This window comes from Paenibacillus durus, from assembly GCF_000756615.1.
Lineage (GTDB): Bacteria > Bacillota > Bacilli > Paenibacillales > Paenibacillaceae > Paenibacillus_AQ > Paenibacillus_AQ durus.
In genome coordinates this window covers 5195074-5218238 of the sequence record NZ_CP009288.1, presented here as the reverse complement: position 1 = coordinate 5218238, position 23165 = coordinate 5195074, and the positions used below count along the sequence as shown (strand labels likewise).

Sequence of the window (23165 nt, the reverse complement as noted above, 5' to 3'; positions counted from 1 at the left end):
TCCAGTCATGAAAATTTATGAATTCTGCCCCTTTTTCAATGAAAATCGGGTGGCGGATATTAAAGTGAAAGAGAATGCCCGCTGGATCGACGAGCTCCATGTGATTGAAGCCAACAAGACATTCAGCTATTCGGATAAGCCTCAAAACTTCAATCCGGCTCATCTCGGCCCGAAGGTGATCTATCATCCGATTCATGCTGATGACCTGTTTCGTAAACCGGAGGGGCACCAATTGTACTTCAACCCGAGCACTTGTCATGCAGCTAACTTTGACCGATGGTATTGGCGTTTGCTCAGCTACAATAGCGCGTTTCATAACGAAGCATGCCAAAGAAATATGTGCTCCTACATCTTGCGTGAGTGGGTGGAGGATGACGATGTGATCATTCTGGCTGATTTCGACGAGATTATCGATAGCCGGCTGGCGGACCGGATTGTCTCGGAAGTGAAGAGACGTCAAATTATTACCGTTAAAATGTACTATTCCGTATTTTTTCTGAATCTATTTTGCCACTCTAATCATGGCGCTCCTCACTGGAGCTATCGCGTCTTCGCGATGACCGGCCGTTTTTTCAAAAGCATGCCTTACTCATCGGATTATCTTAGGAAGAAGGGGATTGCCGAAGGGTTGTATAAAGACATCTTTTGCCTGGAAGAACCTGTCGGATTTCATCATTCATGGCTCGAATATCCCAAAACCGCACTCCCCAAGCTTCAAGCGTTTGCGGCCAATGTAAAGGACAAAAGTATAGTGAATGAGGATTATATCAAGCAGTGCCTGAACGATAAAAAATTGTACTATCTCGATACTGAACTATACGTTGATAACCATAAAGCGTTCTTGACCGCTCTTCAAGAAATTCAAACGGCTGATCTTTGGTACTGAGCAAGTTTTTTATAGCTCCAGCCCTTATTTTTCTGTCTAACTTAGTGTAGCCGATCCACATTCTACCTATCCAAGAAATCGCAAGCCGTTTACCATCGCTTGAAGATGATCTTGATCCGCCCAGAGGATGAAGTACGGATACGTGCTGCCGTTAATCACAACAGGCTGCGGATATACGGCGATGAACGCCGATTGCCGCCGAAACTCCGGCGCTTGGTCCGGGGAAGGGAAGATATAGCAGGCTTCCTGACCCTCCACTCGTCCCGGAACGATCCGCGGCGAAGAGCCGTATGGCATTAACCGGTGATAAGCTTCAGCGCGGCACAGTTCTGGAAACGGCAGATCGCTGGCTATAGCCGAGATTTGGAAGAAACCGTCGGCGCCCTCGTACCGGGTCTCGCTCACCGCTTGCCACGCGGCAGGATAGGGGAAGCTGACCCGGTACGCTGCACTGCGGAACTGTGCGTAGTTATCCGCCGGAACGGATGCGTAGGACCATTGTACGGAGGTGATGGCGCCTGTTCCGGAAACAACACGGATTGGTGCGGGATGATGGATATCGACGATCCAAATCTCATTGGATAAGCCCGTTCCTCGGCAGCCGGACAAGTAAGCGATGGATTCGCTGCCAGGGGACCAAGTGACAGGAGTCGCAAAGCAATCGGAGACGGCCAGAATTTGCTGGCCCCCACCTTGCGGACGCTCGGTCCGGATGGTGGAGAAGTAGCCTTTGCGTTCGGCGAAATCGGTTGCGCTGTACGCGATGGCGGCGCTGCCCGGAGCCCAGGCCGGGAAATAATTTTTCGCTAATGGCCCGCCAGTGAGCTCGGTTACGTTCCCTGTACTGATTTCCGCCACGTAAATGATGGAAATGCTTGCGCCGGGAGAGGTGAAAAGAGAGTGGGAGCCGCTCGGGGAGAGCCTTACATCGTTCTTAGGGCTGAGTGTATCGTGCGTAATTTGGCGCTGGCCGGTTCCGTCGACTTGAATCTCATAAAGCTGATCGTTCCCCGTGCTGTCCTGAGCTGCGAATAAGAGTTTGTCGCCGGAGGGAAACCCCTGCACATGCTTGGCGCCGGAAACGGGGAGCGTTCTGGCGAAGAAGGCGGCCAGCTCATAGAGCACGATCCGTCCCTGCTTCGTGTAGCCAATCTGCTTGCTGTCCGGGGACCAAGTAAGAGTGGTATAGGGCTCTAATTGATCGATCTGCATCAAGGTTCCCTGCAGCACGTCCAAGATGAAAAGGACGCCTTGCTTCCCGATAAACGCAATCCGGCGATTGTCGGGCGACCAATACGGCACGGAATGGGCATCGGCCTGCTGATTTCCAACCGCTGTGGATTGGCCGCTCAATGGATCGAATAGCCAAACATCATATTCGCCGCCAAAGTTTGAAACATAGGCAAGCCGGCCGATTCCGCCCGGAGGAGCATAAGGGATGATAAGGCGCATGCCCACGTTGATCAAGTCAGAAGACAGCCCGTTCGCTTGGCGGATCAGATCCGGTCTTCGGACACCGCCTGTCATTACATTGTATCTGCCAGCCAATTCGTATAGTGTATCCCCGGGCTGCACCACATAGTAAGGGACGCCCGGCGGAATTGTCAGTATTTGATCAATATAGATCGTATATGGCGGACTCAGCCGGTTGGCTTCGATAATAACAGTCATAGGGACGCCGTACATTTGGGCAAGGGAGTAGACGGAGTCACCGGATCTAACCAGAACGGTTGTCACGCCGGACGGAACCGAGAGCTGCTGACCGGGGTAGATCGTATAGGGAGACGAGAGGTTGTTCGCCGCGATGAGCGCAGGGACAGGCACTTCCCACCTCTTGGCGATGGCCGACACGGAATCTCCGGGTCTCACGGTATAAAACGTCTGCACGAGGATGACCTCCTCCTTAAACCTTTTGTAACAAGTGTATTCGGAGGATGGCTTTTGCAGAAGAACGGTAAGGGAATAATAAATCAGCTGAAGCAGACACTAAAGGGGCAGTCCGTGGGTTATATAATAAGTAGATAGTAAAATATCCTAATGAAAAATGGAGATACGATGACAGAGAAAAACACAATCATTGAAACAGGATGGAACTTCGACAACAGCTATGCCCGTCTGCCGGAATCATTTTTTACCAGACAAGACCCAACTCCTGTGCGCTCGCCGAAGCTGGTCATCCTTAATGATTCGTTGGCCGCCTCTCTGGGGTTAAACGTTCAAGCGCTGCGTAGCCATGATGGCGCAGCGGTGTTTGCCGGCAACGAGGTTCCCGAAGGCGCTGACCCTCTTGCTCAAGCTTACGCAGGGCATCAGTTCGGGCATTTTACCATGTTAGGGGACGGCCGGGCTCTGCTGCTTGGCGAACAGATCACTCCCGGCGCCGAGCGGGTAGATATTCAGCTAAAAGGTTCAGGCCGAACGCCATACTCCCGCCGAGGCGATGGCCGGGCGGCGCTTGGGCCGATGCTGCGCGAATACATCATCAGCGAAGCGATGCATGCGCTTGGCATTGCGACCACCCGGAGCTTGGCCGTGGTGACAACCGGTGAGTCCATCATCCGCGAAACCATGCAGCCCGGTGCGATTTTAACCCGAGTGGCTGCAAGCCATCTGCGCGTTGGCACCTTTCAATACGCTTCAAAATGGGGCTCTGCCGAGGACCTCAAAGCCCTGGCTGATTACACGCTGCAAAGACATTTTCCGGAAGCTGACATAGATGAGAACCGCTACCTGGGCCTGCTTCGGGAAGTGATCAAGCGTCAGGCTTCGCTGATTGCGAAGTGGCAGCTCGTTGGCTTTATTCACGGGGTGATGAATACCGACAACATGGTCCTTAGCGGAGAAACCATAGATTATGGTCCTTGCGCCTTCATGGATACGTATGATCCAGAAACGGTATTCAGTTCCATTGACCTTCATGGTCGCTATGCCTATGGCAATCAGCCGCATATTGCCGCGTGGAATCTCGCGAGATTTGCCGAGACGCTTTTGCCGCTGCTGCATGAGGACGAAGGAGAGGCTGTCAAACTGGCCGAGGATGCGATTGCGGATTTCTCCGAATTGTATCACCGGAATTGGCTCGCGGGAATGAGGGCCAAGCTGGGGATTTTTAACGAAGAGCCGGAGGATGAATCCCTGATTGAAGATCTCCTTAATATGATGCAAAAGAATCGTGTGGACTACACCAATACCTTCCGCGCATTAACATTTGATAAGCTGGAGGATACGGTCCTGCACGGCACTTCGGAATTTACTCAGTGGCATGAGCGGTGGCAGGCGAGACAGGGCAGACAGCAGGAACCCAAAGACTCCTCGCAACAGCTGATGCGAAGCAGCAATCCCGCGCTGATCCCGCGCAACCACCGGGTGGAAGAGGCATTGGAGGCTGCGGTGCAAGGAGACTACAGCGTGATGGAGCGTCTTCTTGATGTTCTTGCGAGACCCTTTGCGCATTCCCCCGAACAGGTTGATTATTCGGCGCCGCCGGCGCCATCCGCCTGTCCTTACCGAACCTTTTGCGGCACCTGATACAAAGCATTAGACCAACGAATAAGAAAACTTTATAATCGTGTTACAGAAGAGGGCGGACAAGTTGGCCCTTTTTTCTATGACCTTTTTAAAATTGGAGGATGATGCCGTTTGGATATTAGGATGATTCAAAAAGAGCAAGCTTGGCAGCTGCGTCATGAGGTCATGTGGCCGGAAAAGGATCTCGATTATGTAAAGCTTAAAGATGATGATGAGGGGACTCACTTTGGGCTTTTTGAAGGGGAGCAGTTGATTGCGGTTGTGTCTCTTTTTGTTAATGGAGAAGAAGCGCAGTTCCGGAAATTCGCAACGTTGATCTCTCACCAAAATAGGGGGTATGGAAGCAGACTTCTGTCCTATATGCTCGGGGAAGCCGAGCGCGCAGGCGTAAAGCGGATTTACTGCAATGCCAGGAGCGGCAAAGTATCGTTTTATGAGAAATTTGGATTTACTGTAACAGAACATACCTTTACTAAAGGCGGTAAGGATTATATTGTAATGGAACGGTTCTTCGGGGCTTCCTGAAAAATATCATACATAAAGGAGAGGTTAACGATGTACGAACATCTTGTCTTATTTAAGTTAAACACAAACGTTACACCCGCCAAACAACAGGAACTGCTGGATCAATTGCTCTCGTTTCGGGATCGTATCCCGGGTATATCCGATATCAGTGCAGGCATTAACGTAACGGAAGAAACGGACAACATTCACGGCTACACGCTCGGACTACGGGTCACATTCGATAACCTGGAGTCGCTGCGCTCCTATGGACCGCATCCCGCTCATCAGGAATTTGTGAAATCGCTGGATGGTCTGTTGGAAAATGTTATCGTGGTCGATTATCCGAAGGTTTAAGTAGGGAAAGCGTTCAGGTTACGGTGTTAATGGATTTGTGGAGGTGGCGGCTTGGCGTACATACGATTGATTGTTTTGGTTTTGGCGTTCGAAGTGTTTATAACGGCTGTAGTTGGCCTTGGCATTTATGTCGGGTTTTCGGTATTTCCATTCTCTCAGATGCCGGTAACGGCATCGGGTGCTGCTGCGCAGACGGGCGGGTTTCACGCGACCATCCCGCTCTATATGCCTTCTCTCTCGGATTTGAAAGTCCCTTACACGCAGCTTCAAGCCGGGAAGCCGGTATGGGGGATAACGGCAATTCTGGTGTCGGCGGCGGTGTTGGTGGTCCAGAGCTTTATCAGAGGCATGTACCTTGGCGGTCTCAAAGGGTGGGTCCAGAGCCAAAGGGCGGTCCCGCTGATCCAGTGCGGACGCCGGTATTTCAAGGATATGCTGGGATGGTCGGTATTTCAGACCGTCTTGGGCGCGGTGACCTTTTTCCTGGCGGCGGTCTTTTTTCCGCTTGGGATCATCTTGATCATTGCCTTGCTATTCTATGCGCTTACGCCTTATCTGATCGTTCTTCAGGACCTCTCTCTCAGTGAAGCCTTTGCCGAGGCGCCGGGCCTGTTCCGGCGTTATTTCAGGACGCTGCTTCCGCTTGCTATGTTAGCCATGCTGTGCACGCTGATTATCAGCCTGCTGCGGTCTCTGCCGCAGCCTATGGGGTATGCGATACCATTGCTCGCTTATTCAGTGATTGGAACCCTGCTGATCGCCGAGCTTATGAGACGGCTGGTAGGGAAGCTGCGGGATGATGGTGAAACGACTCCGCATCTGCCCTTCGGGGAGGCCCGAAATGGCCGAGTATCAACCTATATTACCGTTCTGCTCGTACCGGTGCTGGTCACGGCGGGTGTTCTATCGGCTTCCGGCCGGCACCTCAGCGCGTTTGATTTTGGCGGTAAAATGCGGCTCGCCGGCATCTCTTACAATACGAATTTCTCTGATGTCTTCTATGCGTCGGAGCAGAGCTATACGGCTTACGAATGGCGTACAGGGGATTACCGCATTGACATGCGGCTTCCAGACCTGTCCGGCGGGCGGACCCCGAGGGAGTTGCGAGGCATTGCCGACATAAATTGGCTGGTTAATGAGGAAATCAGGACTGTATATGGAAATACGACTAATATTAGCGTGCAGCCGTTCACGCGCAAGAGCCGGCTGATGTACCGGCTTGTCCGGGAGAAAGCGCAGGACGGCAGCTTTTACTACTCCAGCTTGAATGGCTCCGCGTCGATCCTGCCTGGAGGGGAGCGGCCCCGTGAGCCGCTGTCTGTCCAAATGATGGTAAGCGGGAACGGCAGCAACATATTTGTACTGCAATACCCGACGCGCTTCGGATCAACAGAGGTATTCCGTGTTTCGGATAACGGGCGGTATCTGATCCCAGGTACAAGCCAGATCAATCCGATGGATTTTCACGCATACTGGTTCACCGCGGAACAACGGAAAGAGGAGGTGTTTGAGCTGCTCGCCGCCAAAAACAAAACCAATTTCCTGGCAACCCTTAACCGGGCATACCTGCCGCTCGCTGCGGCTATGCAGGAAGGAGACGGGCGTATGCTCGTTAAAATTCTGGAGACGATGCGGACGGCCGGAGTACACGTAAACGCGCCAGAGTGGGATGAGCGGAAGTGGACCTATTACTTACGGAGCCAATACGAGGGCGCCAGTGTACGGAGAACGCTGGAGTTTATGACGAAGGCCGGCGTTCAGGGGAGCTATGAGAGCTGGGAACTAGCGGAGAAAAGCAGCGGGGAAATGGGCGTCTACCGATTCGAAGTGCCGTTCCCGGCCGGGACGGTGCCGATTACTTATGAGGAATCCAAGGAAAATGGCAGGCTGGTGTCAGTTACTGTCTTCAAATAATGGAAAAGGCTGCTTCCCCATCATTCGACGTGAGAGCAGCCTTGCTGCTATTTAACTTTCATTCTTGGGGATACCATTTAAACTTGGGACGTAATCGGCAGCTTTATGGTTCCTAAGTGTCTGAGGTTCTTCAGTGAAATGATCGTTATTCTGCTGATTGTGTTTCTTATCCGCATGATTATCTGCGCGGTCGTATTTGGGATCGGCGCTATTTTTGGGCATGACATTCACCTCCATCTTCTTGCACATAGTATGAGGAGGGGGCTTGCATTTTATTCCCAGCGGTCCTGAACTTACGATGCCCCGTGTGACTATAATTCTTCGCTGTGCTCCCTAACATAACGTTCCTACTCCCGCATCACTACATAGAGTTATTCCATGACATCTAAAAGGACAATGTTGTAAAAAGGTTCCGTTGATATAATAAATGAAAGCAGCCTGGCGCCGGAGCGGACAGGTAATAAATAATGTGAAATCGAGGTGAGCGGGATGGCGGCTGGAGCACCTGTCAAACTTGCCCAAACGGCTCAACACGAAGGCAGGCCCCAAATCAGACCCCGGGAGCGATTGGTTTATTTGGATCTGATTAAAGTGGTTGCCATTTATTTGGTTTGTTTTTATCATTTCAACGATCTTCCTACCGATGTTCTGGCCAACCCTTCTTTTTTCACGTATTTAAATTATGCTGTAAAAGGCATGGCCAGTGCCGGGGTTCCGCTGTTCTTTATGGTAAACGGGGCGCTGATGCTGAACAGAAGCTATAATCTCCGCAAGCACATACATAAAATCATCATGATCTGCATTCTGACGGTAGTTTGGGGCATTCTTACCCTGGCTATCCTAATTCCGATCAACGGCGACAGCTATACGCCAGTTCAGTTTGCCAAAGCCTTGATCGAATGGAAGATGTTTAGAATAAACCATCTATGGTTTCTGCAGACGCTGGTCTGTCTGTATATCCTGTTTCCCTTGATTAAAGAAATCTATGACAAAGATGACAAAGGGCCGCTTTACTTTTTCTTCGGTACGGCTTTTCTGCTTACTTTCGGGAATGTTCTCCTCAGTAATATTGCCAATACGGCAGAATGGGTAATGAAGGTCAATTATTTGGAGAAGAATTATAACTTTTTCAATAAATTCAATGTATTCAACGGCTTCTATGCTTTTTCGATCGTGTACTTCATCTTAGGCGGCTGGCTGCAGGCCAAGCTGCAGGATAACCGTTTCCGCAGGCCCGGCAGTCCGGTGTTGACGGGGATCATTCTGACCGCTCTGATTGTGCTGCTCGGATACGGGATAATCATGAGTCAGTCGAACGGGGAAGTATTCGATACGGTTTTTGACGGGTACGATACCTTAATGACCCTTATCGTTACCGCAGGTCTTTTTATCCTGTCCTCCCGCTACAAACAGGGCAAATCTCCCCGGCTGTCTAAGGGAATGGAAGTCATCGGCTCGAATACGCTGGGGATTTATTTCATTCATGTCATTGTCGGCTGGTTTACGCTTCCTTACTATAAACTGCTGCCCTTTAGTACGAATTTGCTTGCCAACCTGATCTATGGAGCCGCCGTCCTGATTCTTTCCCTTGGAGTTGTGCTGCTGCTGAAAAAGATTCCTGTCGTGAAGCTGTTATTCCGGCTGTGACACACAGCCGGCGGCATTGGCAGGGTCAACTTGAGCTTGAATGGATCCGGACGCTTACTCGGAAAGCGGGCGAGGATCTAAACTCGTCTTGCGTACAATCCGTACATATTCACGCGGAAGAAAGGGCATACTGACAGGAGCAGGTACAGCGTCAGTTGCGGAGCGGGATCTATAGCTTTCATGTGCAGTGTAACCTTGCGTATGAACATGGAAATCACTCCTTTGTACGAAGGATTCCCTGTAAGATGATCGGGCATACCGTTATTTTCTGTAAGAATCTCTTTACAACCCCCTCTGCGATCGATATAATCTATATTAATTGTATATTCGTTAACTAGGAGGAGCCTGCCAATTGCGGGCTCTTTTTGCGTTTTTCTGGGAAAACTGAAGCAGGAGGCGTAGAAAATGACTGTGGAACAGAACAATGAAAGTATCATGGTGTGTGTCCATTACGGACCGCACGGCCAGCGTTTAATTCAAAGAGGAAGCCGATTGGCCCTGCTGCTCAGAGCCCCTTTAACCGTACTTACGGTGGACTCATCCAGGGATTATGAGTACAACGCGGATAGGGAGCGGTATTTCTCGGCATGGGAGAAGCTGACCAAAGAGGTTGGCGGAGAATTTCTGATCCGTAAATGCCTTGGAAGAAGGACGGCGGATGTCATTGCGGAAACGGCCCGAGAGAGGGGAATCACACAAATCGTTATTGGACAGTCCGGCCGGACCCTGTGGGAGGAGATAACCCAAGGCAGCTTTATTAACGATTTGATTGAGCAGCTTGGTGCTATTGATCTTCATATTGTAGCCGTTCAGCGATATCCCGATATGTTGGAGGAAACCCATGAGAAGGGGATTCCGGCTTTTCTGGTGAAGCAGGGGGAGATCTATGTGCTTAGTGAACAGGAAGAGGGAAGAGAGACGATCAATGGGATATTTTTCCGGGAACTGCACACGGATTTTAATAATGGGCTGTTCAAAACGGTGACGAATGGCGAACCGCAGTACCTAAGAATTGTACAGGGTAAATGGGTAAAGCCGCATTAGTTCAAGATTCATAAAAAATAATGTCTGTATAGGAGGAGTGCTCGTCTGTGCTGCATGCTGCCATTTTGATTCCATTTTTGCTGGCTGCCTTGATTCCGCTTGTCAAGCGTCTATTGCGCATTCATCCGGGTTGGATGGTTATACCGATTCCGGCTGCGCTGTTCCTGTATTTTCTAACGAGAATTCCCGGCGTGCAGGAAGGAAACTACACGCGGGAGAGCGTACACTGGATGCCTTCGCTGGGTATCGATATTTCGTTATATCTGGATGGCCTCAGTCTTTTGTTTACCTTGCTGATTACCGGTATGGGCGCTCTAGTGATCTTGTATTCCATCTATTATCTGAACAAAACGGAAGCGCTCGCCCGCTTTTATATCTATCTGCTCATGTTTATGGGAGCGATGCTTGGTGTCGTTTTGTCTGATAATTTAATGGTGCTCTACGGATTTTGGGAGTTAACCAGCATTACGTCTTTTCTGCTGATCGCCTTTTGGCACCGCCGGGAAAGATCCCGTTACGGTGCGCTGAAGTCGATGCTTATCACCGTCTTTGGCGGGCTGGCGATGTTCGCCGGGTTCAATCTGCTCTATGTGATGAGTGGAACATACAGTATTCGCGAGATGACCGGCCAGGTACAAATGCTGGCCCAGGAGCCGCTTATTATTCCGGCGATGCTGCTGATTTTGCTGGGAGCCTTCACGAAATCGGCGCAATTCCCGTTTCACATCTGGCTGCCCGATGCCATGGAGGCGCCGACTCCGGTCAGCGCCTATCTTCATTCGGCCACGATGGTGAAGGCGGGGCTGTATCTGGTTGCGCGGCTTAGCCCCATTTTCGCCGGAGAGTCCCTTTGGTTGTGGTTGGTCTCCCTCACGGGTCTAATCACGCTCTTATACGGATCATTCAAAGCGATTAAACAAACCGATTTGAAGGCCATGCTTGCCTATTCCACCGTCAGCCAGCTTGGGCTGATCATGTGCCTGCTTGGACTCGGCTCAGCCGCTTCGCTGGCTTCCGGCACGGAGGAACCGCTGTTTTATGCTTCGGCGACTGCGGCGGCTATTTTCCATTTGATCAATCATGCCGTGTTTAAAGGATCTCTGTTTATGGTTGTAGGTATTGTCGATCATGAAACGAATACAAGAGATCTGCGCAGGCTTGGCGGATTAATGTCCCTGATGCCAGTCACGTTCTCCGTAGCGGTGATCGGGGCATTCTCCATGGCGGGACTGCCTCCGCTTAGCGGCTTCTTAAGCAAAGAAATGTTCTTTACAGCCGTACTGAATATTCGGGAGTTCGATGTTCTGGATGGACACTCGTGGATGATCCTGTTTCCAGCGGTTGCCTGGATCGCGAGCGTGTTCACCTTTGTTTACAGCATGATCCTGGTTTTTAAGACATTTACCGGAAAGCTTAAAGAAGACAAATTGGATAAAATACCGCATGAAGCGCCGCTTGGCCTGCTGATTTCCCCGGTGGTTCTGGTTTCATTGGCTGTGGTATTCGGCTTCTTTCCAGGACTGCTGTCTTATTCATTAATCGAGCCGGCCATGGCCGCCGTCCATAACGGATTACTGACGCCAGAGGAAACGTTTAGCGTCTCTATCCATTTCTGGCACGGCTGGACCCCTGAGGTCTTCATGACGCTGGGCGTTATTGCGGCCGGTACGCTGTTGTTCAGAGGATACAGCCGATTGCGGATGCTGGACCGCGAATGGAACACACGAAATTTACTGAACCGTATGTATGATGGATCTCTTCGATTGCTGGAGCGCGGCTCGGGCCGCTTTACAAATCTTTATATGACCGGCTCCAACCGGCACTATCTGCTCTATATCTTCAGCTTTTTTATCATTGCCTTGGCGAGTGTTATGCTCGGCGAAAAGGGCATATCGCTGGGAATGAACCATTATGCTCCGCTGTCCTTCTATGAAATGGCCGTCATTGCCGTTATGCTGCTGGCAGCGGTTACCGTACCTTTTGCCAAATCCCGGGTCAATGCGGTTCTGTTCACCGGTGCTGTCGGCTATATGGTGACGCTGCTGTTCGTCATCTTCCGCGCACCCGATCTTGCTTTAACGCAAATGATTGTGGAGACTGTTTCAGTCATTCTGTTCCTGCTTTGCTTCAGGTATCTTCCGAAGTTGAGCAAGGAAAAAGCGCCCATGCGCTTAAAGTTGCCGAATCTCATCATTGCCGCGGGCGTCGGCATAACAATGACCTTTATCGCGCTGGCAGCTATGGGAAGCAGTCCGTTTGCTCCCATCTCGGAGTTCTTCCTTAAAGAAAGCTATTCCTTGGCAGGAGGCAAGAATGTAGTCAACGTTATTCTGGTTGACTTCCGGGGCTTCGATACCTTATTCGAAATCATGGTGCTGGGGATTGCATCCCTCGGGATCTTTGGCCTGATCAGCCTTAGAATGGAACCCGGAAATTTGGCGTACGCCGGGGCCAAACCCGGAAGACCGGCTTATCCTTTCAGGAGCAATGATGTAATCCTGCAGACGATGTCCAAGGTCATCGTGATCATTATTATCACCTTTTCGGTCTATCTGTTCTTTGCCGGACACAATCATCCCGGAGGAGGCTTTATTGCCGCGCTTATGGCTTCGGCCGCTCTTATTCTGTTGGCTATCGCCTTCGGGATGGATACAGTACGCAAGGCGATGCCGGTGAATTACCGTATGATTACAGCCATGGGCCTGCTCATTGCTATTCTTACAGCCGCAGGTTCTCTCGCTTTCGGAGCACCATTCCTAAGCCATTCCTTTGGCCATTTCCATTTGCCGATTATGGGCGACACCGAGCTGGCTACAGCCGTGCTGTTTGATCTTGGCGTTTATCTGGCTGTGGTCGGGGTGACCATGAGCATTATTTTTACAATAAGGGGGGATGAGTGAAATGGAATTAATAATGGCCGTTGCGGTCGGGATTTTATTTATGATTGGAGTATATCTGATTCTGTCGAAGAGCCTTCTGCGCATAATCTTGGGCACGTCCTTGCTAACACATGGCGTCCATCTGCTTCTTCTGACAATGGCCGGACTTAAGACAGGCGCAGCGCCGGTGCTCAGCGATAAAGCAGAAGCCTATGTTGATCCCCTGCCGCAGGCGTTAATTCTAACCTCGATCGTGATCAGCTTTGGAGTCAGCGCCTTTTTCCTCGTCCTTGCTTACCGGGCGCACCAAACTTTGGGAACGGATGATATGGACAGCATCAAGGGGGATAAACCATGAGCAACCTGTTGGTATTTCCGATTTTAATCCCTCTATGTACCGCTGTTCTGTTGATTTTTCTGAAGGAGAAGGTTCAGCTCCAGCGTTTCATCAGTATAGTCAGCGCCCTACTTAATATCGCGATTGCAATCGTTTTGGTTTCCCGCATTCGTGCGGACGGAATTCAAACTCTGCATATGGGAGGCTGGGCGCCGCCATACGGGATTGTTTTTGTGGGGGATATGTTCGCCGCGCTGCTTGTGCTGACCGCAGCAGTGACAAGCTTCGGGATTCTTCTCTATTCCTTCGGCGGCATTGAGACCGAGCGGGAGAAGGCTTACTACTACGTCTTCTTCAATTTTCTGTTTGTTGGCGTATACGGCTCTTTTCTTACAGGAGATATTTTTAATCTGTTTGTCTTCTTTGAGGTCTTGCTTATATCGTCGTATGCCTTAATCTCCCTTGGCGGAACGAGGCTTCAGCTTCGGGAGTCATTGAAATATCTGCTAATTAACATCGTGTCATCCACACTCTTCGTGGCGGCTGTAGCTTACCTGTACGCTGCAGCCGGCACACTCAATATGGCACATTTGTCGCAGCGTGTTGCCGAGGCGGGACAGGGCGGCGTGCTGGGTGTGATTGCTGTTTTGTTCCTGATTGTATTCTCCATAAAGGCTGGCCTGTTTCTGTTCTTTTGGCTGCCGGAATCGTACAGTGCTCCTCCGTCAGCCGTAAGAGCGTTGTTCGGCGCGCTCCTGACCAAAGTGGGACTCTATGCGGTTCTTCGTACGTTTACACTGATATTTATTCAAGATCCGGGAGTAACCCATACGTGGATAGCCTGGATGGCAGCGGGTGCCATGATTCTGGGCGGACTGGGGGCCGTCGCTTATAACGATATTCCGCGCATTCTTAACTACAACGTGGTGATAAGTGTGGGCTTTGTCGCTTTCGGCCTGGCAGCGGCCAACGGGGATTCGCTGAACGGCGCAGTCTTTTATTTGCTTCACGATATGCTGTCCAAGGGATTATTGTTTATTCTCGGAGGGATGGTGATCACAATAGGGGGAACGGACCGATTGAAAGATATGGGGGGCCTCATCAAACGTTATCCCCTAATCGGCTGGATGTTCTTTACGTTGGCGCTTGCGATTGTGGGGATACCGCCACTCAGCGGTTTTGCCGGCAAAGTGCTGCTCATTCGCGGCGGGCTTGACGCCGGCATGCTCACGTTATCCCTGATCGGTCTCGGGTCCAGCTTCCTGGTCTTGTACTCGCTAATCAAAATATTCAGGCTGGCTTTTTGGGGAGATGAGCCTGAGGGAGAGCGTTCAAGGGTTAATCTGAAGGGCGCGGCCGCCGTCTCGGCTGCACTGCTCGTTCTAATCATCCTTATGGGAACTCAGGCGGAATGGGTCTATTCCTATGTGTCGCAGGCCGGCGACGTGCTTGCCCATCCCGAACTTTACATCGAAGCCGTAATGAAGGAGTAGATGAAGATGGCCTTGCAAATTATACTCAACCTGATGATTGCCTTCCTGTGGATGCTGCTTAATAATGATTGGTCCGGCTCCCGTTTCACAGTGGGATTGCTGCTGGGCGCTGCCGTACTGCTGCTTCTGCGGAGGTTTTGGTTCGAACCCTTCTACCTTAAGCGGGTGTGGGCCATTCTGAAATTGCTTCTGCTGTTCATGCGGGAGCTGGTAGTATCCAGCTTTACGGTCATGAGACATATTCTTCGTCCGAAGCTGACCATTCGTCCGGGAATCTTTGCCTATCAGACTAGCCTTACATCGGATTGGGAGATTACCCTTCTCTCATGCCTGATATGTCTGACACCGGGAACGCTGACCCTCGAAGTATCCGGAAGCGGGCAGACCCTCTATATCCATGCAATGGATATAGAGGATGCGGACCTGCTCTCCGAGCAAATTAGAGGCACATTTGAACAAGCGATCAGGGAGGTGACACGGTAATGGTTTCAGCCCTTCTGACGGCTGCGCTGGTCATTCTCTCATTAGCCGTATTAGCCTGCACTTACCGCTTGATCAAAGGCCCTACCCGTCCTGACCGGATTGCCGCACTGGATACGATAGGCATTAATGTTCTGGCTATGATTGCGGTAATTTGTATGCTGCTGAGAACACAGGATTTTATCGAGATTATCCTTGTTATAGGTATTCTAACGTTTATAGGAACAGCGGCTTTGGCCAGATATATCGAAAGAGGTGTTGTGATTGAACGCGGAGATGATGAACATGGCCGGTGAACTGCTTATCGCCGTTCTGGTGCTGTTTGGCGCTCTGTTCTGCGGGCTAAGCGCGTTTGGATTGGTCCGTCTGCCGGATGTATATTTACGCTCGCACGCGGCAACCAAGAGTGCGACCCTCGGCGTGCTTTGTGTTCTCGCAGGGGCCTTTCTTTACATGATGTTCTATGTGGAGGTTGTCAGCTTCAAGCTGCTTACCGCCATTGTGTTCGTCTTCATCACATCACCGGTAGCAGGACATTTAAACGGAAGAGCTGCCTACCGTTCGGGTGTTAAGCTGTGGGAGAACAGTATTCAGGACGATATGAAGCCGGTATTGGAACGAGAAATGCACTCTGGAAATCAAAAATAAATGCCACAGGAGCCCTGAATATGTTTTTAAAAGGTTGGTCGATGGTTACAGGTAAACTCAGCTTGACTTCCTCGAGGATTATACTGCTGGGTTTTGCTATTCCAATATTTTTAGGTGCTTTATTACTTGCTTTGCCGATATCATCTTCAACGGGGAATAGTGTGGGTTGGTTGAACGCATGGTTTACCTCGACTTCAGCCGTATGCGTAACTGGACTGGTTGTTCTCGATACGGGTATGGCCTTCTCTCCCTTCGGACAAATTGTGGTTCTATGTTTAATTCAAATTGGCGGATTGGGATTTATGACATTTGGTGTGCTGATCGCCGTTGTAATGGGGAGAAGGATTGGATTAAAAGAGCGCCTGCTCATCCAGGAATCAGCGAACTCAGTTACTACGCAAGGGGTTGTCCGTTTATCACTTAGCATCTTCCTTATTGCTTTTATTGTTGAGACTCTTGGAGCCGCATTGTTAACCATTCGATGGACAGATGAACTAGGGCTGACAAGGGCGATCTACTACGGGATATTTCATGCTGTCTCAGCATTTAATAATGCGGGATTTGCGTTGTGGCCCGATAGCTTGAGCCGCTATGTTGGAGATCCATTAATTAACCTGGTAATCACTTCTCTATTTATCATCGGGGGCATCGGGTTTACTGTGATTCTGGATCTTTACCGAAAGAGACGGTGGAGAGACCTTGCCTTTCATTCAAAAGTAGTTGTAATTACATCCGGACTCCTTTGTTTAGTTGGCTTTCTGGTAATATTCGTAATTGAACTCTTTAATACCAGAACGTTTGGCGGGCTATCGTGGACCGAACGACTCTGGGCCGGATATTTTCAGGGTGTAGTTACTCGGACGGCTGGATTTAATTCGATTGACGTTGCCAGTATGATGCCTGCTTCCCAGTTTTTCATGATTTTTTTAATGTTTATCGGGGCATCCTCCGGGTCGACAGGCGGAGGCATCAAAACAAGCACTTTCGCTGTACTGGTACTAAGCATTATGGCAACAGTGAAGGGGAACGAAGATGTGCAGCTTTTAAAAAAACGCATATCTCAAAAAATGATATTCAGAGCACTGGCAGTTATGACTATTTCCGTGGGAGTAGTAATTGCAGCTGCATTTCTCTTAACGATTACAGAATATCGGCTGCATAAAGACTTTTTAGTGCTGCTATTTGAAGCAACATCTGCATTCGGAACGGTAGGGATGTCCATGGGATTAACCCCTGAACTTTCACCCTTAGGTAAATTGGTCATTATTATTACTATGTTTATTGGCAGACTCGGCCCATTAACCTTGGCTTTTGCGCTAGCACAGCGAAATAAGAAGCAAAAATATCGTTATCCAGAAGAGAAACTGCTAATTGGTTAAGGATTTTCATCCTAAGGGGGAGATATCATGATTCAGGTGGAGGACCTTTATTATACCTATCCCGGCCAGCAGGAGCCAGCTCTTTGCGGACTTAACTTCAGGATACCGCAGGGGGAGGTGTTTGGATTTCTAGGTCCATCCGGGGCGGGCAAGAGCACGACGCAAAAGATATTAATCGGAGTCTTAAAAAAATATCTGGGCAGCGTAATGGTTATGGGCACAGAAATAAGGAATACCGGGCCGGAATATTTCGAGCAAATTGGAGTAGCCTTCGAATTTCCGAATTTCTATTCGAAGTTTACGGCAATGGAAAACCTGAAGCTCTTTCGGTCACTCTATGCGGGACGTACAGAGGAACCGATGCATCTTTTGAAGCAGGTTGATCTGGCGGACGCCGCCAACATGAAGGTTTCCCAAATGTCGAAAGGGATGAAGATGAGACTGAATTTCTGCCGGGCACTCCTGAATGACCCCAGTATCCTCTTTCTGGACGAGCCGACTTCCGGGCTCGATCCTGTTAATGCCAAACGGATGAAGGATCTAATTCTGGAAAAGAAAGCAAATGGGAAGACGATAATCATAACAACACACAACATGCAAGCCGCGGAGGAGCTCTGCGACCGGGTCGCTTTTATTGTAGACGGTCAGATCAAGCTGATTGATTCTCCCCGTGAGCTGAAGCTTCAAAAAGGAAACAAGCGAGTGCGGTTAGAGTACCGCCATCAGAATGGGATAAGTCTTGCAGAATATTCTCTGGATGGTATTGGAGAGAATGAGCAATTTTTGCGGCTTATCCGGGAATATCCCATAGAAACGATTCATTCAATGGAAGCTTCACTGGAACAAATATTTATTGAGGTTACCGGGAGGCAGCTGACATGAGATTCCGGGCTGCGTTTGCCTTTGACATCCGCTTTCAATGGCGCCATGGCTTCTATTGGGTCTATATCGTTGTCTGTGCGTTCTATTTGGTGCTGCTGCATTTTATTCCTGATGGATATCGGGAGAATGTAATCGTATTGTTAACGTTTAGCGACCCAAGTGCACTCGGTCTTATTCTAGCGGGAGGGATTGTGCTGCTGGAAAGGGATCAGGGTATCCATGATCCTCTATTTGTCACTCCAATTCGTGTTAGGGAATATTTGCTCTCAAAAGCAGGTTCATTATCCGTGTTGTCTTTGTTGGCAGCTTGGGGTATACATGCAGCCGCAAGCGGAATTCCGGAATCTCCGTTGGCTTTCTCGGTTGGAATCATCTTAACATCAAGCTTTATGACGCTTCTGTCAATTGGAGTTGTGGCTCGCTGTCATAGCATTAACAGCTTTATTCTACTTTCTCAGGCGTATGCGCTGCCGTTTGTGCTTCCGCTGCTTGGTTATTTGAATATATGGAATTCCAAGCTCTTTCTGGTGCTGCCGACCGAAGGGACATTGAGATTGCTGAATGGGGCATTTTCAGCTATATCGACAACCGATTATTTGTATTCCTTATGGATATTGCTAATTTGGAATGCAGTAATCTATGTATGGGCAAAGCGGTCCTGTGAACACCATGTTCTGATGGCAGGGGAGGGACGGGGAAATGAATAAATATCGGTCGCTTCTTATCCATGATATTCGCCATGCCGGTCTGGACCCGGTGCTGATGACAGGATTCTTAGCTCCTATGGCTCTTCTTGTTATTTCGCGATATATATTCCCGATTGTCGCAGTTTGGCTTATGAGCAGCTATTCGTTGGATATATATAACTACAGCAGCTTTACCGCAGTTTTCCTGGTTATGACTGTCCCAATGCTTACAGGCATGATGACCGGGCTGCTAATGCTTGATGAACGCGATGAAAATATCATTTCCTATTATGCGATTACGCCGCTGATGCGCAGAGGCTACATGCTATACAGATTAATTCTGCCATCCATGCTCTGTATCTTGCTTTCATCCTCCTATTTAATCTTCTCGGGACGATCTGAAATTCATTCGGGAATAATCTTCATACTCCTGTTATTAGCCATTGAAGCACCTTGCTACACCTTGTTCCTTGCAGCCTTTGCTGCCAATAAGGTGGAGGGATTGGCTTTAGCCAAGATAGGCGGATTACTTATAGCAGGGCCTGCGGCAGCTTATTTTGTACCAGGTGCATGGCAGCTTCTGGGAGCATGGATTCCTACGTATTGGCCGGCTGAAGCGTTTTTTGCTATAGAACAAGGCAGACCTTATACTGCTATTGCGGATTTTGGCGTTGGGCTTATATTTCATTTGGCGCTTCTGTGTGTTATGGTCAAAATATTTGTTAAAAGAGTCGATTAAAGAACAAAGCAAGAGTGCGTAAATTCTACACACTCTTGCTCATTCGTTCACCGGCTACAGACCCAGCTTCTGCCCTTTCTCCAGACGCTGTATCTGCTGTTCTCCGGTATCCGCCAGCTCTCTGAACTGATTGATGGTTTCACGCATTTTGGGAAGGGCCTCCTGCTTGTAAGTGCTGATAGAATCTAGAGCGGACAGCACGTCGGTGAAAGCCTGCTTTAAAGTGTCTACCGAAATACTCGTTTCCAGAGACTGCTTATGGATCGCCGCGCCTTGATCTTTCAGCATTTTGGAGGTGCCGCTTATCAGATCGTTAGTGGTTTGGTTAAGAAGCTCAATCTTTTTCAAGACAATTCTTTGATTGTAAAGCGCGCTGGCTACGGTAACCGAGATTTTTAGGGCGGAGATCGTGACATTTCGGGCTCTGTCCACCCCGCGAATCAGCTCTTTATTATTTCGGATTACCACTTCGATCGCCATGATCCCCTGTTGATTAACCACCTGCATTTGCTGCAGGTCCATCACGCGCTGACGCAGCGGAAACAGCACTTCTTCTTTAATGAACCGGATTTTATCTTCCGACTCATTACGTGATTTTGCCGCTTCAATCTGAGACTCAATTTCTTCATCCATCAACATGCCAAGCTGGATTTCCTTTTGCAGCTTTTTAGTGAGCTCCCGAAGCGCCTGCTGTTCAAACTCCAAAGTCGTATTATCATTCTTTAATACAGACTTGCCCTTATCCAAAGAAGTAATAATGTCCGAAATGACAGCATCCGCCTTTTGATACTTGGCAAAGTAGCTGCGCAATGGGTTAAAGAACTTGCCCAGAAATCCGCTTTTGGCAAAATCCACAACACTCGGGTCTAAATCCTTCAACTGGAGCTGCAGCTCGGTTAACCCCTTGGCGACTTGACCGCCTTCATCGCCCGTTCTGGATAGGTTCCCCACAGACACCTGCAAAAGAGAATTTTTCTCCGACGATGACCGCATCGTATTTATGCCGAAATTATCAATGGATTGCAGGATCTCTTTCCGCTTCTCCAGTGAATCAATATCCAGTTCAAGGATCGTGGAGACATTGTTTACCGCCAGCTCCTTTAGCTGGGCTACTTCCTCGGGCACAGGCTTAACCTGCTCCTCAATAGCCGACTTAATCTTCTCCGGATTGATGACTTCCATTGAAAATGACATGGTAACCCCTCCTAGAATAGATTTTACATTTGAACGTTGAGCAAATTACCGATCTTATACACAACATCGTCTGTATCCGCGTTGATGCTGGCCGCCTCATTAATACTTGAAATGCTTTGAAGCGCCTTGATATTCGCATTGTAGCCTATCGTGTATACCGGAATCTTGAAGGTCTCAATTAACCCCCGGATATCATCGAGCGAATGCCCTTCATTCGTTTCCCCGTCGCTTAAGACAAAGATCACAGGTTTAACATCAGGGTTAGCCGCCAGCTCATCCCGAAGCATTTTCATTGCCACCACAATACCGTCAAAAGTAGCTGTGCCGCCGCCGGCCTGAAGGCTGTTGACTGCTCCAACAAACATAGACTGCTGATTCGCGTCGTACTTCGCAATCGGAAGGTTGATTGAAACTTCACTGGAGTAAGAAACAAAACCAATGCTGTTGTCTCTGCCGAGGTACTTTTGACCTCTTAATAACGACTCTTTCAACCGGTTTAGCGGTTCGCCATCCATACTCCCGGACACATCGGCTACAAATACCGCCGCAATCGGTTTATTCCCGTTCTTCTTTTCCTTCCACAACTTTTGAGCAGAGGATAGGAGAGTACCGTCAACCGCATCAAGCTCTGAATGGTAATCCTTAAGACCATTGAATCCTTTGTCCTCAGCTAATTTCTGATACTTATCCTGCTTCGCGAACTCCGCAAACTTCTTAATCATATCCAGTTTATCTTGAGGCAAATTCCCCAAAGCGTACAGCGGACTGTCATGCCTTACCCCAAAAGGAGTGAATACATAGCCGCTCTTCAGATCCGGCGCATTGACATAGGTTTGGTACTCCAGGACAAAAGCATCAAGCATCCCCGTCTTAGCCGCATCACGCATTTGTAAAGTTGTGGATGCGATAAAAGGGACATTGGCCTGGAATCGCTCAAACCCCTGAACCGCTTTTTCTCCAAGCAAATCAGAGCTGTCAAAAGTCTGAAGGGTAGTCACCAGAAAGTTTAAACCCGTAGAACTGGCGAAAGGATCGGTGTACCCCAAAGCCAACTCGTTATCCGCTATAGCGTCTGTAACCGTCTTGACGTTTAAAGAACCGTACTTATCCACCAGCTCATCATATTTTTTCTTGGTTGATACAATACCAGCTACATTGCCGACAAGACGCTTAGATATAAGCTGAGTTTGGATACCTTGCGCTTTAACCATTTCTCCCCAGAGCTCATTGGAAGGAGTGAAGGCATCCGGCACATACTTGCCCGACTTTATGTAATCTGCGGCTGTTCCCGAAGCAATATTACGGATTTTGACAGAAACAGGCTTCCCATTCACCACAATATTGGACTTATTGAAATCTGTCGCTACTTCATTCAACCACCCGTCAACACCAGTCCCTGATTTCTCTGTGGAAGAGAAAATCTCTACGAAACTGTCCGTTGTGTTGGCCACCGAAATAGGGAACTTGGAGATATCGGGCAATGAATCGCCGACAGTCGCAGGATCAAGATCGATCTGACCCTTTATTGGCTCTGCGGCAGTTAAAGAAATGCTTTTGTACAGTTTATCCAGTTGCTTGGCTGCGCCTTCTGCAGTTACCTGTGTCTCGGTTTTGCCTAAATTGGATGTTAAACTGATCCCAAAATACACAAGAACAAAAACGGCCACTGCGATAACCCCTAACACCATGAACGCTTTACCTTTTCTAGCCATGCTCATCTCCCTTTCATTGCTTATAGAACTTGGTCTGCTTGATCAATGCATCCATTTCCTTCATGCAGGGCATATCCTCAATATTTTGATAATCTGTGCTGTCCAATTGAGAGATCTCCAGCAGCAGCTTGTCTAACTTCAGCAGGATTTCTTCATTGGCGCCAAGATATCCCGTTACGGAGGCTAAGTACTCATTGTTTAGAGCTGTTTTTTCTTGGACCAATTTATTGGAAAACTGCGTGAGTTTTTTCTCACTAGTGAAAGTGGAGAACTCTGAAGCATCGAATACACTAAGCTTATTCAGGATACCCCTGATATTCAGGTAAAAAAGTTGTTCGACCGCATCAATGACAGAATGGAACTTCTTGTAGCTTAGTTCTGCTTGATCAAATCTTTGACCAAGGACATCTGACAAGGTGGTTTTCTTCTTCTCTATTCGATCCAACTGATCCAGGGCGAGAGCAATATCCTTCTTTAACCCCTTTGCATTTCTGTAATGGTTAAGCGCTGCTATATAGTCCTCATGCGATTTCATGTTTTTTACAGGCGCCAGAACAGGAGGTTTAAAAAGTAGAGCATAACTCCCGTACAGCAGCACAAGGAAACTAATAACCAGTAAGGTTACTCCTGAGGCTGTCTCAAGAGGACTTCCACCTCCGATTTCCACTCCTAATAAACCTGGTGATAAAATTACAATATCCAAGACTGCAACTCCGGCAATAAGCCCCAGCAGCTTCATCAATCTTGAGCTGTTCAAAAGACGCACCTCCTTTATTTATGATAACTTACTTCCAGTATTTAGGGCTATGATTTCATTAAAGGTATACCATTGAATACGCCCGTGACTTCAGATAGATGC

The 23165-nt window shown here is 49.0% G+C and carries 22 protein-coding genes; 17 read left to right on the top strand and 5 right to left on the bottom strand.

Annotated elements, in window-relative coordinates; all coding sequences use genetic code 11:
* Positions 1 to 7 precede the first annotated feature (7 nt).
* Positions 8 to 886, top strand: coding sequence for a glycosyltransferase family 17 protein (locus PDUR_RS22955; protein WP_042208346.1), 879 nt, complete (start codon positions 8 to 10; stop codon positions 884 to 886).
* A 66-nt stretch (positions 887 to 952) separates the two neighbouring features.
* Here PDUR_RS22955 and PDUR_RS22950 read toward each other — a convergent pair whose 3' ends face one another.
* Positions 953 to 2773 (bottom strand): LysM peptidoglycan-binding domain-containing protein, encoded by a 1821-nt coding sequence (locus tag PDUR_RS22950; protein WP_042208345.1) that lies wholly within the window; start codon positions 2771 to 2773, stop codon positions 953 to 955.
* Positions 2774 to 2941: 168 nt separating this feature from the next.
* Between PDUR_RS22950 and PDUR_RS22945 the strand changes: the two genes are divergently transcribed.
* The 4 genes from PDUR_RS22945 (at position 2942) to PDUR_RS22930 (ending at position 7186) form a co-directional block, all read left to right on the top strand.
* Complete coding sequence (locus PDUR_RS22945) at positions 2942 to 4414, top strand: protein adenylyltransferase SelO (protein ID WP_042208344.1); 1473 nt, start codon at positions 2942 to 2944, stop codon at positions 4412 to 4414.
* Between the two features lie 111 nt (positions 4415 to 4525).
* Complete coding sequence (locus tag PDUR_RS22940) at positions 4526 to 4939, top strand: GNAT family N-acetyltransferase (RefSeq protein ID WP_233277423.1); 414 nt, start codon at positions 4526 to 4528, stop codon at positions 4937 to 4939.
* A gap of 30 nt (positions 4940 to 4969) precedes the next feature.
* A complete protein-coding gene (locus tag PDUR_RS22935; protein WP_042208343.1) occupies positions 4970 to 5272 on the top strand; it encodes a Dabb family protein in 303 nt (100 codons plus the stop codon).
* 51 nt (positions 5273 to 5323) lie between these two features.
* On the top strand, positions 5324 to 7186 hold the full coding sequence (locus PDUR_RS22930; RefSeq protein ID WP_042208342.1) for a hypothetical protein: 1863 nt from the start codon (positions 5324 to 5326) through the stop codon (positions 7184 to 7186).
* A 51-nt stretch (positions 7187 to 7237) separates the two neighbouring features.
* On the opposite strand, the gene PDUR_RS29270 is transcribed toward PDUR_RS22930, so the two are convergent.
* Entirely contained in the window at positions 7238 to 7408 is a 171-nt protein-coding gene (locus PDUR_RS29270) for a hypothetical protein (protein WP_169744938.1), read from the bottom strand.
* 354 nt (positions 7409 to 7762) lie between these two features.
* On the opposite strand from PDUR_RS29270, the gene PDUR_RS22925 reads away from it, so the two are divergent.
* The 12 genes from PDUR_RS22925 (at position 7763) to PDUR_RS22870 (ending at position 19400) form a co-directional block, all read left to right on the top strand.
* On the top strand, positions 7763 to 8833 hold the full coding sequence (locus PDUR_RS22925; protein WP_169744937.1) for an acyltransferase: 1071 nt from the start codon (positions 7763 to 7765) through the stop codon (positions 8831 to 8833).
* Positions 8834 to 9238: 405 nt separating this feature from the next.
* Positions 9239 to 9877, top strand: coding sequence for a universal stress protein (locus PDUR_RS22920; RefSeq protein ID WP_042208340.1), 639 nt, complete (start codon positions 9239 to 9241; stop codon positions 9875 to 9877).
* A 47-nt stretch (positions 9878 to 9924) separates the two neighbouring features.
* Complete coding sequence (locus tag PDUR_RS22915; protein ID WP_042208339.1) at positions 9925 to 12777, top strand: Na+/H+ antiporter subunit A; 2853 nt, start codon at positions 9925 to 9927, stop codon at positions 12775 to 12777.
* 1 nt (position 12778) lies between these two features.
* Positions 12779 to 13114, top strand: a complete 336-nt coding sequence (locus PDUR_RS22910; RefSeq protein ID WP_042208338.1) for a Na(+)/H(+) antiporter subunit C — start codon at positions 12779 to 12781, stop codon at positions 13112 to 13114.
* Entirely contained in the window at positions 13111 to 14586 is a 1476-nt protein-coding gene (locus PDUR_RS22905) for a Na+/H+ antiporter subunit D (protein ID WP_042208337.1), read from the top strand. Before PDUR_RS22910 ends, PDUR_RS22905 begins: the two co-directional genes overlap by 4 nt.
* Positions 14587 to 14592: 6 nt before the next feature.
* Positions 14593 to 15069: a Na+/H+ antiporter subunit E gene (locus tag PDUR_RS22900; RefSeq protein WP_042208336.1), complete on the top strand. Its 477-nt coding sequence runs from the start codon at positions 14593 to 14595 to the stop codon at positions 15067 to 15069.
* Positions 15069 to 15362: a Na(+)/H(+) antiporter subunit F1 gene (locus tag PDUR_RS22895; protein WP_042208335.1), complete on the top strand. Its 294-nt coding sequence runs from the start codon at positions 15069 to 15071 to the stop codon at positions 15360 to 15362. Before PDUR_RS22900 ends, PDUR_RS22895 begins: the two co-directional genes overlap by 1 nt.
* Complete coding sequence (gene mnhG, locus PDUR_RS22890; protein WP_042209641.1) at positions 15346 to 15714, top strand: monovalent cation/H(+) antiporter subunit G; 369 nt, start codon at positions 15346 to 15348, stop codon at positions 15712 to 15714. Before PDUR_RS22895 ends, mnhG begins: the two co-directional genes overlap by 17 nt.
* A gap of 20 nt (positions 15715 to 15734) precedes the next feature.
* Positions 15735 to 17093 carry a TrkH family potassium uptake protein gene (locus PDUR_RS22885; protein ID WP_042208334.1) on the top strand — a complete coding sequence of 453 codons (1359 nt, stop codon included), beginning with the start codon at positions 15735 to 15737 and terminating at the stop codon, positions 17091 to 17093.
* Between the two features lie 27 nt (positions 17094 to 17120).
* Complete coding sequence (locus PDUR_RS22880) at positions 17121 to 17975, top strand: ABC transporter ATP-binding protein (RefSeq protein WP_042208333.1); 855 nt, start codon at positions 17121 to 17123, stop codon at positions 17973 to 17975.
* On the top strand, positions 17972 to 18682 hold the full coding sequence (locus tag PDUR_RS22875) for a fluoroquinolone export ABC transporter permease subunit (protein ID WP_042208332.1): 711 nt from the start codon (positions 17972 to 17974) through the stop codon (positions 18680 to 18682). The genes PDUR_RS22880 and PDUR_RS22875 overlap by 4 nt, the downstream gene beginning before the upstream one ends.
* Entirely contained in the window at positions 18675 to 19400 is a 726-nt protein-coding gene (locus PDUR_RS22870; protein ID WP_042208331.1) for a hypothetical protein, read from the top strand. Before PDUR_RS22875 ends, PDUR_RS22870 begins: the two co-directional genes overlap by 8 nt.
* 54 nt (positions 19401 to 19454) lie before the next feature.
* Here PDUR_RS22870 and PDUR_RS22865 read toward each other — a convergent pair whose 3' ends face one another.
* From PDUR_RS22865 to PDUR_RS22855, 3 genes are read right to left on the bottom strand one after another with little or no spacing between them, the layout of a single operon-like run.
* Entirely contained in the window at positions 19455 to 20594 is a 1140-nt protein-coding gene (locus PDUR_RS22865; RefSeq protein ID WP_042208330.1) for a toxic anion resistance protein, read from the bottom strand.
* Between the two features lie 23 nt (positions 20595 to 20617).
* Entirely contained in the window at positions 20618 to 22306 is a 1689-nt protein-coding gene (locus tag PDUR_RS22860; RefSeq protein WP_042208329.1) for a vWA domain-containing protein, read from the bottom strand.
* Between the two features lie 13 nt (positions 22307 to 22319).
* Entirely contained in the window at positions 22320 to 23072 is a 753-nt protein-coding gene (locus tag PDUR_RS22855; RefSeq protein ID WP_330217222.1) for a hypothetical protein, read from the bottom strand.
* Positions 23073 to 23165 lie beyond the last annotated feature (93 nt).

Bases quoted from the DNA above. Each gene is read 5' to 3' on its own strand.
- PDUR_RS22955 (WP_042208346.1), top strand. From the start codon at position 8: ATGAAAATTTATGAATTCTGCCCCTTTTTCAATGAAAATCGGGTGGCG.
- PDUR_RS22945 (WP_042208344.1), top strand. From the start codon at position 2,942: ATGACAGAGAAAAACACAATCATTGAAACAGGATGGAACTTCGACAAC.
- PDUR_RS22935 (WP_042208343.1), top strand. From the start codon at position 4,970: ATGTACGAACATCTTGTCTTATTTAAGTTAAACACAAACGTTACACCC.
- PDUR_RS29270 (WP_169744938.1), bottom strand. From the start codon at position 7,408: ATGCCCAAAAATAGCGCCGATCCCAAATACGACCGCGCAGATAATCAT.
- PDUR_RS22920 (WP_042208340.1), top strand. From the start codon at position 9,239: ATGACTGTGGAACAGAACAATGAAAGTATCATGGTGTGTGTCCATTAC.
- PDUR_RS22910 (WP_042208338.1), top strand. From the start codon at position 12,779: ATGGAATTAATAATGGCCGTTGCGGTCGGGATTTTATTTATGATTGGA.
- PDUR_RS22905 (WP_042208337.1), top strand. From the start codon at position 13,111: ATGAGCAACCTGTTGGTATTTCCGATTTTAATCCCTCTATGTACCGCT.
- PDUR_RS22900 (WP_042208336.1), top strand. From the start codon at position 14,593: ATGGCCTTGCAAATTATACTCAACCTGATGATTGCCTTCCTGTGGATG.
- PDUR_RS22895 (WP_042208335.1), top strand. From the start codon at position 15,069: ATGGTTTCAGCCCTTCTGACGGCTGCGCTGGTCATTCTCTCATTAGCC.
- mnhG (WP_042209641.1), top strand. From the start codon at position 15,346: ATGAACATGGCCGGTGAACTGCTTATCGCCGTTCTGGTGCTGTTTGGC.
- PDUR_RS22885 (WP_042208334.1), top strand. From the start codon at position 15,735: ATGTTTTTAAAAGGTTGGTCGATGGTTACAGGTAAACTCAGCTTGACT.
- PDUR_RS22880 (WP_042208333.1), top strand. From the start codon at position 17,121: ATGATTCAGGTGGAGGACCTTTATTATACCTATCCCGGCCAGCAGGAG.
- PDUR_RS22875 (WP_042208332.1), top strand. From the start codon at position 17,972: ATGAGATTCCGGGCTGCGTTTGCCTTTGACATCCGCTTTCAATGGCGC.
- PDUR_RS22870 (WP_042208331.1), top strand. From the start codon at position 18,675: ATGAATAAATATCGGTCGCTTCTTATCCATGATATTCGCCATGCCGGT.
- PDUR_RS22865 (WP_042208330.1), bottom strand. From the start codon at position 20,594: ATGTCATTTTCAATGGAAGTCATCAATCCGGAGAAGATTAAGTCGGCT.
- PDUR_RS22860 (WP_042208329.1), bottom strand. From the start codon at position 22,306: ATGGCTAGAAAAGGTAAAGCGTTCATGGTGTTAGGGGTTATCGCAGTG.